Origin of the sequence: Arthrobacter rhizophilus, from assembly GCF_026241105.1 — a bacterium.
GTDB lineage: Bacteria > Actinomycetota > Actinomycetes > Actinomycetales > Micrococcaceae > Arthrobacter.
Genome location: NZ_JAPFFT010000015.1, coordinates 58,076 through 73,108, shown reverse-complemented (window position 1 = coordinate 73,108; position 15,033 = coordinate 58,076). Strand labels below are relative to the sequence as shown.

Genomic DNA, 15,033 nt, shown 5'->3' with positions numbered 1-15,033 from the left:
ATGCAGTATCGCACTTTGGGCAACAGCGGCGCCGTGGTTTCGAACTACGCGCTGGGAACCATGACGTTCGGGGCCGAAGCCACCGAGGAAACGTCCCGCGCCATCCTGGACAGCTACGTTGCAGCCGGCGGCAACTTCATTGACACCGCCGACGTTTACAGCGCCGGGGCATCGGAGGAGATCATCGGCCGCTGGCTGGCCGAACGGCCCGATGCGCGGGAACGGGTGGTGCTGGCCACCAAGGGCCGCTTCCCCATGGGTGCGGCGCCGAACGACGTCGGCACCTCGCGCCGCCACCTCACCAGAGCGTTGGATGATTCGTTGCGGCGCCTGGGCGTGGAGCAGATTGACCTCTACCAAATGCACGCGTGGGACCCGATAACGCCATTGGAGGAGACGCTGCGTTTCCTGCACGACTCCGTCAGTAGCGGCAAGATCGCCTACTACGGCTTCTCCAACTTCCTCGGGTGGCAGTTGACCAAGGCCGTCCACGTGGCTAAGGCCTTTGGCTGGAGCGCCCCGGTGACCCTGCAGCCGCAGTACAGCCTGCTGGTCCGTGAGATCGAATCGGAGATCGTTCCGGCTTCGCTGGATGCCGGCATCGGGCTGCTGCCGTGGTCTCCCTTGGGCGGCGGTTGGCTCTCCGGTAAGTACAAGCGCGATGAACCGCCCGTCGGCGCCACCCGCCTGGGCGAGAACCCGAAACGCGGCATGGAGGCGTGGCAGGCCCGGAACGAGGACCCGCGCACCTGGGACATCATCGGAACGGTGGAAAAGGTCGCCGCGGACCATGGCGTCAGTGCTTCCCAGGTGGCCTTGGCTTGGTTGGTGGACCGGCCTGCCGTGACCTCCGTGATCCTCGGTGCTCGCACGACGGAGCAGTTGGCGGACAACCTTGCCGCTGCGGACCTGGAACTCAGCCCCGAGGAAACCGGGCGTCTCACCCAGGCCAGCCAGCCCCGGGTGGGCGTCTATCCATACGGTCCGATGGCCCAGAGCCAGCGCAGCCGGAAGATCGAAGGCGGCCGGTAGCCCCCGGCGGCGGGCCGCGTGTTTGGCCCGCCGCGCCGCGGTTGACTGCCCCCTTGACTTTTCCCTTAGGGGAAGGTGCAAGGGTTGAGGGTGCAGGCGTTCAGCCATGCATGAAAAGGGGGATTCATGAGACGGGCCAAAGACGTCACTGACGCGTCTTTCTACGCAGATGTGCTGAAGTCAACCAAACCCGTTGTCGTGGAATTCTGGGCGAATTGGTCTGGACCCTGTGCAAGGCTTTCCCCGGTCTTGGAGCAGCTCGCGGTCGAATACGCCGACAAAATCGACGTTGTTAAAGTCAATGTCGACGAGAATCCCGAAACTGCAGGGGCCTTCGGGATTAGCTCCGTTCCGTCGGTATTCCTGTTCAAAGACGGCGAGCGAAGAATCTCCGTGATTGGCGCCGGGGCGAAGCAGTACTTCGAAACGGAATTCGCTGACTACCTTCGCTAACCCGTACTTCATCGCGTGAACGCTTTCCCCTACAGTGGAGGGCGAGAGCGTAGGAAGACGGGGTGCATGGTGCGAATCGGTGAAGCCGCCCAGGCTGCGGGCATGACGAGCAAGGCCTTGAGATTCTATGAAAAGTTCGGGCTGCTGCCAGCTGCGGAGCGCACCGCAAACGGATACCGCTACTACACGGGCGAGACCATTAACAGGCTCGACTTCATTCGTCGCGGTCGCGCGGCAGGGCTGGCCCTGACGCAGATCCGCGAAATCCTGATCCTGCGCGACGCAGGCCGCGCCCCTTGCACCCATGTGCGGGAGCTTCTTGCCGGTCAGCTGACCGGCCTCGACGCGCAGATCGCCGAACTCGTCGCACTGCGCGCGACCGTCGCGGAGTACCATGCCGTCGCCGCTGCCGCGGACCCGGATGCGTGCGACGCCGGCCGGATCTGCAGCTACCTCTGAACGCCGCAATACCGTCTCCACCACCGTCTCCACCACCGTCTCCACCGCAGTTGTCGTCCGGGAGGCTTGGCGGATGGCAATCCGATACGTTCGAGCGATTACCGCCGCGACGGCGATGCTGAGTGGTTGCGCGGCTCCTGAGGCTCGGAAGGGGCACGCGTCGGAGGACGTGGGCTCAGCGTTCTTGCCCGGACTCCATCTGTGAGCTCCCCGGCACTTCGCGCCGTTCGTGCGTCTGCCCGTAGGGAACGTCACGGCTGATGGCGACCGTGTAGCTGGTGTATCCGTGTTGGGTAACGAGGATGCCGTGACTGTGGTTCTGTATGGCGTGCATGCGGGCGATGTCGACGGCGGTGTTCAGGTCGTTTTCGATCGTGTCCGGGTCGTCGGCTGTGATTTCCAGGACGACGTCCGAGTGGCGTTTGATCATCGTGGTCTCTTTCTCGGCGGGATGTGCCAGGGCCCTCAATGGGCACGGAATCCGGGCCCGGGCGTATCCGGGGAGGCGGAAAGCGGTGGTTCGAGAGGGGTTGCCCGGCATTCTGTGATGGGGCGGTGGCTGGCCGTTATGTCCGGCGGCCTGGATCGGCGGAAGCATTCTCGTGCGGATCTGTAGTCAGTGTGAATGATCAGCGGCCCGGGTGCAAGACGAAGTTTGAAAAAGTCAACCCGGCCGCTCTGGGTGTGACGCTCAGCCGGCACTACACGGGGTCGATGACGGGCGCCCTTCGCATTGAATCATGCCGAACTTGCCGGACGTGGCCGGTCGGCCCGAATGGCGGTTGCCGCTTCGGCCAGCGCAGTGTAGTTGTGTCCGCTGATGAAGGCGTCACAGTAGGGCAGCGCTGCGGCCATGCCGCCCACCAAGGGTTGGTAGTTCAGGCCGGCCTTCCTCGGGTTGACCCAGACGATCCGGTAGGCCAGGCGCCTTAACCGCGCCATCTGTGCGTCCACCAGCGCCGGCGCATCCTGGGCCCAGCCGTCGGAGAGCACCACAATGACCGCGCCCCTGGCCAGCCCGCGGCGGCCATGGCCATCGATGAATGCTCGCAGACTCTCCGCCAGCCTTGTGCCACCCGCCCAGTCCGGGGCAGCAGCGGCTCCGAGTGCCAGTGCCTTGTCTGCGTCCCGGTTCGAAAGCTGCCTGGTCAGCCTGGTCAGCCGGGTGGAAAACACGAATGCCTCTGCTCGGGCCCCGGCCACTGCGCCCTGCAGCAGGGAAAGGAAGACTTGTGTGTACGGTTCCATGGAGCCGGATACGTCGCACAGGAACACCAAGCGGCGCGGACGCGCACGACGGCGGGCATAGACCAGGAAGCTAGCGTCGGCGCCTATACGCCGAGCCGAACGGATTGTCCGCCGCAGGTCCAGTTTGGCGCCGCCGTGTGCCCATTGGCGTGTCCGGCGGCTTTGGCGCTCCGGGGTCGACAACACGATGTGCCGCACCAACTGCCGCACGTGGGCTGCTTCGTCCGGGGTGAGTTCGGCGAAGGACTTCTCATGCAAATGCTCCTCGGCGGAGGCCATGGCCAGGATTGCCTCCCGCTCCGGTGCGTTCGATTCGTCGTCGCTGCCTGCGCCGGAGGAGGTGATGGGTTGCTGCGATGCCAGGTCGTGACCGGCGGCTTCGGCTGGGCGTTGCGCGGTTGGTGCCGCCCGGGTCCGCTCCTCCGCGCCGATCGCCGGAGGACTGTTGGCGTCACCGCGGGTATCAGCAAGATCCAGCATCCCGTCGAATGCGGCCGAAAAGACGGAGTCGAATACCGGCAGCTGTTCCCGAGAGGACACAAGTACCACGCGGCAAGTCCAGTACAGCGGATCGCGGGAAATCGGGGGCACAATCCTGAGTGCCCGCGCTAGCCAGGCTGCGCGGTCCGGCGAGCCAGGCAGCCCCGCCCGACGCAGGGCCGTGCTGAACCCGACCGCCAGGGCTGCCGCATCGACAGCGGTCCGGCCATCCCCGAGCGCGTACTCAGTCATGGCCGGCCCCGGCCACCCATGCCGGGCCGCGGGACCACGCAATATCCAGATCGTCGCGATTCTTCAGGACCGATCCCCAGGTCTGGTTCACGGCAGTTGGGTCCAGCCGGTTCACGCCGAGCACCGTCAGCGCGGAAACCCAGTCGATTGCCTCCGCGATGCCAGGGGGTTTGGCCATGTCCAGGGACCGTAGCCTGGTGATGGCGGATGCGGCATCCAGGGCGAGCGGCTCGGCGCTCCCAGGCACCTTGCGGCGAACGATCGCGGCGATGCGCTCGGGCTGGGGGTAGTCAATCCAGTGGTAGAGGCAGCGCCGCGTCAGCGCGTCGTGCAGGTCCCTAGTCCGATTGGATGTCAGGACGACGACTGGCGGGTGCACGGCGCGAATAGTCCCCAGCTCGGGAATTGTCACCGCGGCCTCGGCCAGCAGTTCGAAAGTGAAGGCCTCAAACTCTGCGTCGGCCCGGTCGATCTCGTCCAGCAGCAGGACGGCCGGACGCGGGCCGGGGTGCTCGATCGCCTTCAGCAGCGGGCGGCGCAGCAGGTATTGTTCCCCGAAAAGGTCGGCCTCTTCCATGTGGACGTCCCGGACCTCCGCCAACCGGATGCCCAGAAGCTGGCGTTGATGGTTCCACTCGTAGAGTGCCTCGCCTGCGTCGATGCCTTCGTAGCACTGCAAGCGATACAGGGGAGTGTCCAGCACCTTGGCCAGCGCCTTCGCCGCCTCGGTTTTCCCGACGCCGGCCTCGCCCTCCAAAAGGATGGGCTGCGGTAGCCGGACGGACAAGAACAGTGCGGTGGCCAGTCCGACGTCGGCCAGGTAGTCGCCGTCGTCCAGCGCGGACATGAGCGCAGCGACGTCCGGGACCAGACGCCGCACATCGTCTTCCGCCCCCGCCCGCGCGGGCCCCGTCATCGGGCACGTTCCAGCCGCGCGGCCGTCCGCTCACGGCGAGGCCCTCCGGGCGCCAAACGCCGTGACGGTCCAGCAATCAGAATGAGCCCGGCAGTCGGGAGCTCAAGGTCCAGTGGCATAGCGCTCCGGATCGGCGAGGAAGGCTCTTCTGCATCCGGCAGAACAGAAGTAGTACGTCGCCCCGTCGTATTCGGCGTGCAGCGCAGACTCCACGGCCGCGACGCTCATGCCGCAGACAGGGTCCACGGCGCTTGCCGGTACCGGATCCGCCGGCATTGCGTCCGCCGTCACAGTCTCCGCCGTTCCGCTCTCTGCAGCCCCACCAAGGTGACGGACGGACACCAGCTCTGCCAGTATGGACAGCGCGATCTCGGCAGGCGTCCGGCCGCCCAGCAGCAGTCCGGCCGGGCTGTGTACACGCGCACGCTGGCCGTCGTCGACGTCGAGTGAGGCCAGGACGGCGGCCCCCCGCGTGCGGCTGGCGACAAGGGCGACGTATGGCACCCCAATTCGGAGTGCGGCCTCCAACGAGGGCTCCTCGTCGCGGCCTTGCGACGCGACGATAAGGGCGGCGTCGTCGGCCCTCGGTTCCGCCGCGGTTCCGTTGGTGAGCTCCATGTCCAAGTCGAGGAGGGCACCCAAGGCGCCCAGGGCCTGTGCCACAGGGGTCGCCCCGACCACGACCACCCGGGGAGCGGGCATCTGCGGCTCAAGGAAAATCTCCACCGCGCCGCCGCTGAGGCAGGGATTTGCGACCTCCACGGCGCCCTCCTCGCGAATGCGGGACGGCTCGCCTGGGACGACGCGCAGCAGCAAGGGTTCGCGCTTGGACAGCGTCTGCAGGCCGTATTCGCGCACGGAGGCCTCGACGCAGGTGCCGCCAAGGAACCCGTCGATTTCCCCGTTGGCGAGTACCAGGGCCGTGTCGCCGGCGTGGGCGCTGGTGGGGTGCTGCGCGCGCACTACCGTGGCACGCACAAACGGCTCCCGGCGTTCTACAAGTTCCTGCGCCCTCGCCGCCAAGGCTTCTCCGTGCAGGGGCATGTCACACCGGTGGCCTGGCTCGGCCCTGCATGGCCTCCCACACCCGGGCCGGCGTGCACGGCATATCCATGTGCGTCACGCCGTACGGCGTCAAAGCATCCACGATGGCGTTGACGATGGCCGGCGGGGAACCGACAGTGGCCGACTCGCCGATGCCTTTGGCTCCGATGGGGTGGTGCGGCGACGGCGTGACGGTAAACCCGGTCTCCCAGTCCGGGACTTCCATCGCCGTGGGGATGAGGTAGTCCATGAACGATCCGCTGAGGCAGTTGCCCTCCTCGTCGAACGCGATGATTTGCATGAGCGCCATCCCGACGCCGTCGGTCAGCCCGCCGTGGACCTGCCCCTCGATGATCATCGGGTTGATCCGGGTCCCGCAATCGTCCACCGCGATGAAGCGCCGGACCTTGACGTGTCCGGTCCCGGCGTCGACATCTACAACGCAGATATAGGCACCAAACGGAAACGTCAGGTTGGGAGGGTCATAGGTTACCTCCGCGTCCAGGTTGCCGTCGATGCCTTCAGGCAGGGCAACGGTGCCGTGGGCGCCGAAGGCGATCTCGGCGATTGTCTTACCGACGCTCGGATCGCCCTTGACGAACCAGCGGCCCTTTTCCCACTCGAGGTCCTCGGGCCGGGTCTCAAGCATCGCAGCAGCAATGAACTTCGCCTTTTCCCGGACCTTGCGCGCCACAAGCGCTACTGCGCCGCCGCTGACGGGGGTCGACCGGCTGCCGTAAGTGCCCAAGCCGAAGGGCGTTTGGTCGGTGTCGCCGTGTACGACGTCGATGCTCTCGGGAGGGATGCCAAGCTCCTCGGCCACGATCTGGGCGAACGTGGTTTCGTGGCCCTGACCCTGGCTCTGCACGGAGATCCTGACGACGGCCTTGCCGGTGGGGTGGACGCGGAGTTCCGCGCCGTCGGCCATGCCCAGCCCAACGATGTCGAAGTGCTTGCGCGGCCCGGCGCCGACGGTCTCAGTGAAGAAGGAGACGCCGATGCCCATCAGTTCGCCGCGCTCCCGCTTTTCGAGCTGTTCGCGGCGGAGATCGTCGTACCCGGCCATTTGCATGGAGAGCCGCATGGCGGGCTCGTAGTTGCCCGAATCGTAGACCCAGCCAGTCTTGTTGGCGTAAGGGAACTGTTCCGGCTTGATGAAATTCTTCAGTCGAAGCTCTGCCGGATCCATCTCCAGTTTCCGGGCCAGGATGTCCACCATGCGCTCGACCAGGTAGACCGCCTCCGTCACGCGGAAGGAACAGGCGTAAGCCACCCCTCCGGGGGCCTTGTTGGTGTAGACGCCGGTGACCTTGCAGTAGGCCGCTTTCAGGTCGTAGCTCCCGGTGAAGATGGAGAAGAAGCCGGCCGGGTTCTTGGTGGGCTGCGCGGTGGCATTGAACGCACCGTGGTCTGCCAGCACGTTGGTGCGGACTGCGAGGATCTTGCCGTCCTTGGTAGCCGCGATCTCGCCCTGCATGATGTAGTCGCGGGCGAACGACGTCGACATCAGGTTTTCCGAGCGGTCCTCCACCCACTTCACCGGCTTGCCGGTGACGATCGAACCGACGACGGCCAAGACGTAACCGGGATAGATACCCACCTTGTTGCCAAAGCCTCCGCCGATATCGGGGGAGACGATGCGGATCTTGTGTTCCGGGATTCCGGCGACTATGGCGTACAGCGTCCGGTGGGCATGCGGGGCCTGGGTTGTTTCGTAAAGGGTCAACCTGCCGTCGACCGGATCGAAGTCCGCCACGGCACCGCAGGTTTCCATGGGCGCCGGGTGCACACGCGGGTAGACAACCTCCTGCGCGACCACGAGGTCGGCAGTGGCGAACACGGCCTCGGTTTCGGCCGCATCTCCGATCTCCCAGTCGAAGATCCGGTTGTCCGTCCGGCCCTCGATATCGTCACGGATGACCGGCGCGCCGGGGTCGAGGGCGCGGCGGGCATCAATCACCGGCGGCAACATGTCGTATTCGACGTCGATCAGCTCCAGGGCGTCCCGCGCGGCGTAGCGGTCCTCGGCGACGACGAAAGCGACCTCTTGGCCCTGGAAGCGGACCTTGTCCGTGACGAGGACTGCCTGAACGTCCGCCGACAGGGTGGGCGCCCACGCAAGTTTGAGGGCCTGCAAGTCTTTGCCCGTGATGACGGCGAGTACCTTGGGGTGCGCCAAGGCCTCAGTGGTGTCGATTGAAACCAGCCGGGCGTGCGCAACGGGTGCGCGCAGTATGGCTCCATGCAGCATGCCGGGCAGCACGATGTCGTCAATGTAATTGCCCTTGCCGCGGACGAACCGCGGGTCCTCCTTGCGCTGGAGGCGGCCAAACCCGATCGGGCGGCTTGGGTCTCCGGCCGCCGGATTGGGTGCATGCTCCTGGGTGATGGTCATGCCGTCACCCCTTCTTCGATGGTTGCTCCGGCACCGCCGTCGTCGGTCGCGGCGTCCGTTCCTAGCGGGTGGGCTGCGGCCCATTGCACCGAACGGACAATGGTCGCGTAACCGGTGCAACGGCAAATCTGGCCGGAAATCGCTTGGCGGATCTCGGCGTCGTCGGGATGCGGATTGCGGTCCAACAGGGCCCTGGCGGTGAGCATCATTCCCGGAGTGCAGAATCCGCATTGCAGGCCGTGTTCCTCCATGAACCCCTGCTGCACCGGATCGAGCGTGCCACCGACGGCCAGCCCCTCGACTGTCCGGATGTCGTGTCCATCAGCCATGGCTGCTAGCACCGTGCACGATTTCACCGGCTGTCCGTCCATCAACACGACACAGGTTCCGCAGTTGCTGGTGTCACATCCCCAGTGCGTGCCGGTCAGTCCAAGGTTTTCGCGGATGAAGTGGACCAGCAATACGCGGGGTTCGATCTCCCGGGTCACCTTGTCCCCGTTGACCGTCATGCTGATCTCCATTGCTTTCAGCCTTCCTGTGCACCGGCGGCGCGCGCACACGCACGCCGCAGGACCCTGCGGGTGAGTTCGTCGGCCAGATGCCGTTTATAGTCGACCGGTCCACGTTGGTCGTCGACCGGGTGGCAGACGGCGGCTGCGATGCGGGCGGCCTCGATGAAGAGGTCTTCATGCGGCTGCCGTCCGCGGAGCGTGGCTTCGGCCTCGGGGACAGTGCCGTCCAGCCCAACCGCCGTCAGCCCGATCGCGGCCTCTTCGATCGTGCCGTCTTGGGAAAGCCCGACGGCGGCCCCGGCCGCGACGACTGCCCAGTCACCCACGCGGCGTTCCACCTTTTCATAGGCGCTGCCCGAGCGCGGGTGGATCGTAAAGCGGATTTCGTACAACAGCTCGTTCTGCGCCACGGCGGTTTCATAGGGGCCACGGTGGAAGTCCGACATAGCGACGATCCGTTCGCCGTCGGGCCCGCGGATCACGGCCTGGGCGCGCAGAACATCGCAGACGGTAGACAGGTCTTCGGCCGGATCCGCTTGGCAGAGCGAGCCGCCGATCGTGCCACGGTTGCGGACCACAGGGTCCGCGATAACCTGCTCGGCGTCGCGAATTATCGGAAAGAGCTCGGCGACGTCGGCGGACTCCAGAAGCGTTGTATGGCGGGTCAGTGCGCCTATGCGCAACTGGTCACCTTCCCGGCGGATGAAATCCAGTTCCGCCAGGTCGTTGATGTCGATCAGCCACTCCGGCCGCGCCAGACGCAGCTTCATCATTGGCAGCAAGCTGTGTCCGCCCGCGATGATCCGCGACTCGGGACCGTGGCGTTCGAGGAGTACCAGCGCGTTAGCCACGTCGCTCGCGCGCTCGTAATCAAATGGAGCCGGAATCTGCATTGTCCACCCCTTAGGGCCAGACGTCCTGCAGGTCGTAGGACGCGGATCTAAGATCAGTCTTGCCCCCGTCAATGTGGGTGTCAACATGGTCATGAAGGCAATATCATGGCCGCTTCGACTGCTGAGAGCTAGCCGCGTACGTCCGCATTTGGGCTCCAGAGGAACCGTGGATTGTTGATGCCTTGGGGCAGGGACGCCCGGGACCAGCTCCCTGCGCGGCTCTCAGGAGTAGGGTTTGCCTTGGCTGACGAAAGGGTCCAAATGAGCTACAAATATCGAACCGTCCGGGTGCGTGGTACCGACTTGGTTGGAACCATTGCGCGAAAACACGGGGGTGCGCCGGAGATCTACGAAACCTCGAAGGACGCGAACACTTCAGTAGTTCCAGTGTTCTTCCAGGCAACGGGCGAGATCCGATTCTTCGACAGGTCAATGTTGGAAGACGTCGTGACGCCGGCCAGCTAGCGGCAGTGGCACGTCCTCGGCACTGACCAGAAAACGTTTGATTTTGGGGGTCCTACGACCTGTGGTCGCTGGCGGCAGCTTTTGTGGCCCACACTTGGCAGGTGCGTACTCTTGGTGTTGAAGAAGAATTTCTGATCGTGGATCCTGACAACGGCAGCCCCGTGCCTCTCGCTGGCGAGGTGTTGCGCCTTCATAGCGCCGGTCGCCAGGGGATGACTCCTCCTTTTCTCCCGACCTTGGCGATCGAGCTTCAGCAGGAGCAACTTGAAGTCATCACCTCTCCGCACAGCAGCCTGAGTGCACTCGCCGCAGAGATACGTGCTGGACGCTCTTACGCCGATTCGCTCGCTCGGAAGGCGGGTGCGAGAATTGCCGCCCTCGCGACGTCGCCGCTGCCGGTCACTCCCCATGCAACCCGCACCGAGCGCTACGACGCACTCCTGGAAAAGTTCGCTCTGACGGCCAGAGAGCAGCTGACCTGCGGATATCACGTCCATGTTTCGGTTGATTCGGATGAGGAAGGCGTCGCAGTCTTGGACCGGATCAGGTCCTGGCTTCCGGCGCTGACTGCACTGAGTTCGAATTCCCCGTTCTGGAACGGGGCGGACAGCGGTTACGCCAGTTTCCGGACCCAAGCGTGGAACCGCTGGTCCAGCGCCGGTCCCACCGATGTATTCGGGTCTGCCGCGGCTTATCACTCGTTGGTGTCGGACCTGTCGGGAACCGGGGTGGTCATGAGCCCGGATTTTGATGCTCGCCTGTCCGCCCGGCATCCTACGGTCGAGATCCGCGTCTCGGATGTTTGCCTTGATGCCAGGGATACCGTCCTGATTGCGGCCTTCGTGCGTGCCTTGGTGGACACTGCCGCCAGGGAATGGAAGTCAGGACAACGGCCGGACATGGTTTCTGCCACTGTCCTGCGCCAAGCCACGTGGCGAGCGAGCCGGTTCGGCCTGCACGGGGAACTGCTTGACCCGAAAACCCATAAGCCCGGCACCGCAAGGCATGTCCTCGCCGCACTCCACTCCCACGTCCGCGATGCTCTGGAAGAAACCGGGGACGCACACTACGCCGAGGAGGGATTGCAAAGGATCCTTAGCCAAGGCACGGGAGCTGCCCGGCAACGGCAAGCCCACGAACGCACCGGCAGTCTCTCCGGAGTCGTCGCATATGCAACAGGCGTTACCCACCTCGAACCCGTAGATCACCGGCACACCGGCGAACCATACCTCGCGCCAGAGGCAGGCACTGCCGCCCTCGTGGCGAGCTAGCCGCCGTGGTTCCTATGTGGGTGAATCACGACCTGGGTGGGGCATGCCGCAGCGGTCGGGGGAAATTGCGGCTCCATTGGAGTGCGCCGTTAGGGTGAGGCATGAGCGATAAGGGAAAGACCTGGCACGAAAACCACAAGGAATCATTGACGAGGGGTCAACGCGCCGCGGATGTCATGCGGAACGGGATGGGCAGTTGGCCTTTCGTCGGCGGCTTTGTCGGGTTCATGATCCTCTGGGCAGCCGTCAACAGCTGGGCGTTGGCGAACAACGCCTGGGATCCGTATCCGTATATTTTGTTGAATCTCTTCCTCTCGATGCTGGCAGGGCTGCAGGGAGCCATCCTTCTCATCGCGGCCAAACGTCAGGATGCGATTGCCGCAGTGATGTCCCGGCACGATCATGACACCAACGTGAAATCCAAAGAGGAGATCGACCTGCTCATGGCCATCAACAGTCAGCAACTGGAGATCCTTCGTGAGCTGCAGGTACTTGCAGCCGCAGGGAACGTCAGGATCGATACAGTTGCGGGCAAGAGCTTAGACCGTTCGTAATGCACCGCGGCGAGGCATTTACTGCCGGAACCAGAACCAGGAAGGAAGCCAATGCCTGAGGGCAACAATTCCCCGAACAAACGCACCACGTCGGCGATCTGGTCCGACGGCCTTGGCCGCGCCGGGATCCGTTCGGGGCAGATGCTCCTGGTCATCACTCTGGCATCGGTGATTCTGTGGGCTTTGACCAGGGTGCCGCTCGCCGTTATTCCGGTCACGATCGCGCTCATTCTTGCCTCAGCAATTTCACCTCTTGTACGTTGGCTGACTGCTCGCAAGTGGCCCCGGGCACTCGCTGTCTCAGCTTCGTTCGTGGGGATCCTTGCAGTCTTCGGCGGAGTCGTCACCGGAATCGTCTTTCTTATTAGGGAGCAATCCAAGGAGCTTGCCGTGAAATTCACTGCTGGCATCGACCAACTGCACCAATTTCTGAACAACGGCCCATTCAAAGTCAGCGACGAACAACTCCGCTCCGTGATCGATTCCGTCCAGCGCTTCTTTACGAGCAGCACCTTCGGTGCCGAAGCGCTCACCGGGGCCCGTACGGTCGGTGAAATTCTGGCTGGCTTGGTTCTTATGGTGGTGATCTTGTTCTTCTTCCTCAAAGATGGCGAAAAGATCAGGACTTTCCTCTTCGGATTCCTCCCGGCCGGTCACCGAAGCAAGGCCCACCTGGCTGCGGAACGAAGCGCAACTGTTCTGGGAGGCTATGTCCGGGGCACGGCTCTCATCGCAGCAGTGAACGGCGTGATCATCGGGACAATCCTGCTCATCCTTGGTGTTCCGCTTGCCCTACCTCTGGGCGTCTTTGTGTTTATCGGCGGGTTCATTCCCATCGTTGGTTCCACTGCGGCCGGTACCCTCGCCGTGGGTGTTGCTCTGATCTCGAACGGTCCGGTGACGTCCCTCATCGTCCTCGCCGTCCTCATCGCGGCCAACCAGCTGGAACATCACTTCCTTCAACCCGTTTTGATGGGTAAGGTCCTGAGCATTCATGGACTGGCCATTTTGCTGGCCTTGGCCATTGGCACGATGCTCGCAGGCATTATCGGTGCCTTGTTGGCCGTACCGACCGCCGCCGTTGGCTGGACTGCTATCAAGACGTGGACCGGGCGCGGCGACGCGGCGTCGGCTGGCATTGACCCATCCGATGGAACCGTGGCCTGAACAGGACTTACAGCCAAAGCCCGATCCTACGGTTGCAGCCCGATCCTACGGTTGCGCGAGGAGTTCGTCGTGCAACTGCTGCAAGTGGGAGGTTTGAGCTGCCAACGCTCGTGTTGTCGGAGGGGGAGCGGGTGCCCGAACGTCCGCAAGGGGATCGTCAGCGCGGGGGACGGCGAGCCTCAGGGCCCCGCCGACATCAGGCGCCGCTGCATCACGGCGGGTGAGTGCTGGTAGATTCCAACGACGTTCGACGGTCGCCAGGATGCTGGTGTGATCGAGCGGGACCGGACCGGGAGCTCGAAAGACGGTGCCACGTGGGATGAGTGGACTGATCAGCACCGTTGGCACCCGTGGCCCGAAACGCGTGAAATCGAAACCGAATTCCCCCGGCGCGTTGTCCGGTGGCATCGCGCCCCACGGCGGGGCCACGTGGTCGTAGCATCCGCCGTGCTCGTCATACGTGACGATCAGCAGGGTGGAGTCCCAGTCCGGCCCATCGTGGACCGCGCGATAAGCGTCGAGCAGGAACTGCTCGCCGAGGGCGACGTTGTAGTTGGGGTGTTCGCTGTTGCCCGTCGCGGACCATGACGGCTCAAGGAACGCGTAGGCGGGGAGCTTCCCGGCTGCCGCGTCGGCCTGGAAATCGGTAAACAGGCCAACGTTCGACGCCGGAGCATGCCGTGTGTCGTCGAAGTCCAGCTTGGTCAGTGGAGACTCTGTTTCGCCGTAGATTTTCCACGGGATGCCATGGCTGCCCAGGTGCCCGAATATGCTCGGGACGGTGAATCGCTTGGCCTTGTCATCCAGGTGTCCTTGGCTGGTGCCGGCGCACGCGAAGGCCCGGTTGGGCATCGTCATGGTGGGAGCTGATGCGAACCAGGCGTCGCAGACTGCAAATCCCTCCGCCATCGCAGACAGCACAGGCAGTGTCTGCGGGGTGTAGCAGCCCATGATCATTTGCTCGGTTGTTCCCGGCACCACATGCCAACCCTTGGCCAGGTTGTCCTTGATGGCGCCCGCATAGTTGCTCACGAAACCATTCATCGATGGGGCAGCCCCGGCGTCCGGCGTGCTGGTGCTGCCATAGAGCTGGTCGTTGGTTGCCTGGTATCCCTCTCCAGGGTCGGCGCCCGGCATGAAGTAGACGTCGGGGGTCGACGGAGTCAGCCGATAGACGGTGGCCGGGCTGCCGTCGGTGCCCGGGCAGGACTCGGTGCCTGTGAGGCCATCAAACGGCTCACCGGTAGGGGACACATTGCCTGAATCGGCATAGAGGTATCCGAGCATATGGTCGAATGAGCGGTTCTCAAGCATCAGTACGACGATGTGCTCGACGGCGCCGAGACCGCTTGCCGCCACGGTGACCATCCCCTTCGAAAAGAGCTCCTGCCGTGCTGAACAGTCTCCCACGCCGAGGTCCTCGTGGCTACGCGGAAAGAACCGAAAAACGGAGGCGTAGCTCGGAGGCGCTACTCGTCAAACGGCCGCTTTCGTTGCCGTTTCGTCGCCGCCCGCTGTTCCTTTACGACTCGGTGCCGACGCTTCGAGCTACGGGTGGGTTTGGTCGCCCGGCGGGCAGCAGCTTCGGGAGCAAGACCTTCCAGGACGAGGTCGGAGAGCTTGGCCAGGGCGATCTCCCGATTGCGCAGCTGGGAGCGCCGCTCGGAGGCGGTCACAGTGATCACCCCAGCGATGAGACGTCGTCCGAGACGCGTGACCAGCATCAGCCGTTGGTCATCAGAAAGCGCCGTGGAGTCCGCGACATTCCACGAGAGTTCGACGCGGCTGTCCGAGGTGTTGACGTGTTGACCGCCCGGCCCGGACGAACGCGAGAACCGCCAACTGAGTTCCGACGTCGGAATCGTCAGCGCGGGCGACACCTCAAGATCCAT

16 protein-coding genes are annotated in these 15,033 nt (G+C 64.3%); 7 read left to right on the top strand and 9 right to left on the bottom strand.

What is annotated here, in order from left to right; all coding sequences use genetic code 11:
* The 3 genes from OOZ51_RS13745 (at position 1) to OOZ51_RS13735 (ending at position 1,944) form a co-directional block, all read left to right on the top strand.
* On the top strand, positions 1-1,032 hold the full coding sequence (locus OOZ51_RS13745) for an aldo/keto reductase (protein ID WP_265980242.1): 1,032 nt from the start codon (positions 1-3) through the stop codon (positions 1,030-1,032).
* 126 nt (positions 1,033-1,158) lie between these two features.
* Complete coding sequence (trxA, locus tag OOZ51_RS13740) at positions 1,159-1,485, top strand: thioredoxin (RefSeq protein ID WP_265980241.1); 327 nt, start codon at positions 1,159-1,161, stop codon at positions 1,483-1,485.
* 69 nt (positions 1,486-1,554) lie between these two features.
* A complete protein-coding gene (locus OOZ51_RS13735; RefSeq protein WP_265980289.1) occupies positions 1,555-1,944 on the top strand; it encodes a heavy metal-responsive transcriptional regulator in 390 nt (129 codons plus the stop codon).
* Positions 1,945-2,119: 175 nt separating this feature from the next.
* On the opposite strand, the gene OOZ51_RS13730 is transcribed toward OOZ51_RS13735, so the two are convergent.
* The 7 genes from OOZ51_RS13730 to OOZ51_RS13700 form a co-directional block, all read right to left on the bottom strand.
* Positions 2,120-2,374, bottom strand: a complete 255-nt coding sequence (locus tag OOZ51_RS13730) for a hypothetical protein (protein ID WP_265980240.1) — start codon at positions 2,372-2,374, stop codon at positions 2,120-2,122.
* Between the two features lie 308 nt (positions 2,375-2,682).
* Positions 2,683-3,924, bottom strand: a complete 1,242-nt coding sequence (locus OOZ51_RS13725) for a vWA domain-containing protein (RefSeq protein ID WP_265980239.1) — start codon at positions 3,922-3,924, stop codon at positions 2,683-2,685.
* On the bottom strand, positions 3,917-4,840 hold the full coding sequence (locus OOZ51_RS13720) for an AAA family ATPase (protein WP_265980237.1): 924 nt from the start codon (positions 4,838-4,840) through the stop codon (positions 3,917-3,919). Before OOZ51_RS13720 ends, OOZ51_RS13725 begins: the two co-directional genes overlap by 8 nt.
* A 102-nt stretch (positions 4,841-4,942) precedes the next feature.
* Entirely contained in the window at positions 4,943-5,884 is a 942-nt protein-coding gene (locus tag OOZ51_RS13715; RefSeq protein ID WP_265980236.1) for an XdhC family protein, read from the bottom strand.
* Between the two features lies 1 nt (position 5,885).
* Positions 5,886-8,279: an aerobic carbon-monoxide dehydrogenase large subunit gene (locus tag OOZ51_RS13710; RefSeq protein ID WP_265980234.1), complete on the bottom strand. Its 2,394-nt coding sequence runs from the start codon at positions 8,277-8,279 to the stop codon at positions 5,886-5,888.
* Positions 8,276-8,800, bottom strand: a complete 525-nt coding sequence (locus OOZ51_RS13705; RefSeq protein ID WP_265980233.1) for a (2Fe-2S)-binding protein — start codon at positions 8,798-8,800, stop codon at positions 8,276-8,278. Before OOZ51_RS13705 ends, OOZ51_RS13710 begins: the two co-directional genes overlap by 4 nt.
* A gap of 5 nt (positions 8,801-8,805) precedes the next feature.
* The gene (locus tag OOZ51_RS13700; RefSeq protein ID WP_265980231.1) at positions 8,806-9,684 is read right to left on the bottom strand and encodes an FAD binding domain-containing protein; all 879 of its coding nucleotides are present in this window, start codon (positions 9,682-9,684) and stop codon (positions 8,806-8,808) included.
* A 177-nt stretch (positions 9,685-9,861) separates the two neighbouring features.
* On the opposite strand from OOZ51_RS13700, the gene OOZ51_RS13695 reads away from it, so the two are divergent.
* The 4 genes from OOZ51_RS13695 to OOZ51_RS13680 all read left to right on the top strand — a co-directional run bounded on the left by OOZ51_RS13695 (position 9,862) and on the right by OOZ51_RS13680 (position 13,141).
* Positions 9,862-10,149, top strand: coding sequence for a hypothetical protein (locus tag OOZ51_RS13695; protein ID WP_265980229.1), 288 nt, complete (start codon positions 9,862-9,864; stop codon positions 10,147-10,149).
* A gap of 83 nt (positions 10,150-10,232) precedes the next feature.
* Positions 10,233-11,420: a glutamate--cysteine ligase gene (locus OOZ51_RS13690; protein WP_323054756.1), complete on the top strand. Its 1,188-nt coding sequence runs from the start codon at positions 10,233-10,235 to the stop codon at positions 11,418-11,420.
* 101 nt (positions 11,421-11,521) lie between these two features.
* Complete coding sequence (locus OOZ51_RS13685; protein ID WP_265980226.1) at positions 11,522-11,974, top strand: DUF1003 domain-containing protein; 453 nt, start codon at positions 11,522-11,524, stop codon at positions 11,972-11,974.
* Between the two features lie 51 nt (positions 11,975-12,025).
* On the top strand, positions 12,026-13,141 hold the full coding sequence (locus OOZ51_RS13680; protein WP_265980224.1) for an AI-2E family transporter: 1,116 nt from the start codon (positions 12,026-12,028) through the stop codon (positions 13,139-13,141).
* Positions 13,142-13,186: 45 nt separating this feature from the next.
* Here the strand turns inward: OOZ51_RS13680 and OOZ51_RS13675 are convergent, their stop codons facing one another.
* Positions 13,187-14,551, bottom strand: coding sequence for an alkaline phosphatase family protein (locus tag OOZ51_RS13675; RefSeq protein WP_265980223.1), 1,365 nt, complete (start codon positions 14,549-14,551; stop codon positions 13,187-13,189).
* Between the two features lie 59 nt (positions 14,552-14,610).
* Positions 14,611-15,033, bottom strand: a complete 423-nt coding sequence (gene arfB / locus OOZ51_RS13670; RefSeq protein ID WP_265980221.1) for an alternative ribosome rescue aminoacyl-tRNA hydrolase ArfB — start codon at positions 15,031-15,033, stop codon at positions 14,611-14,613.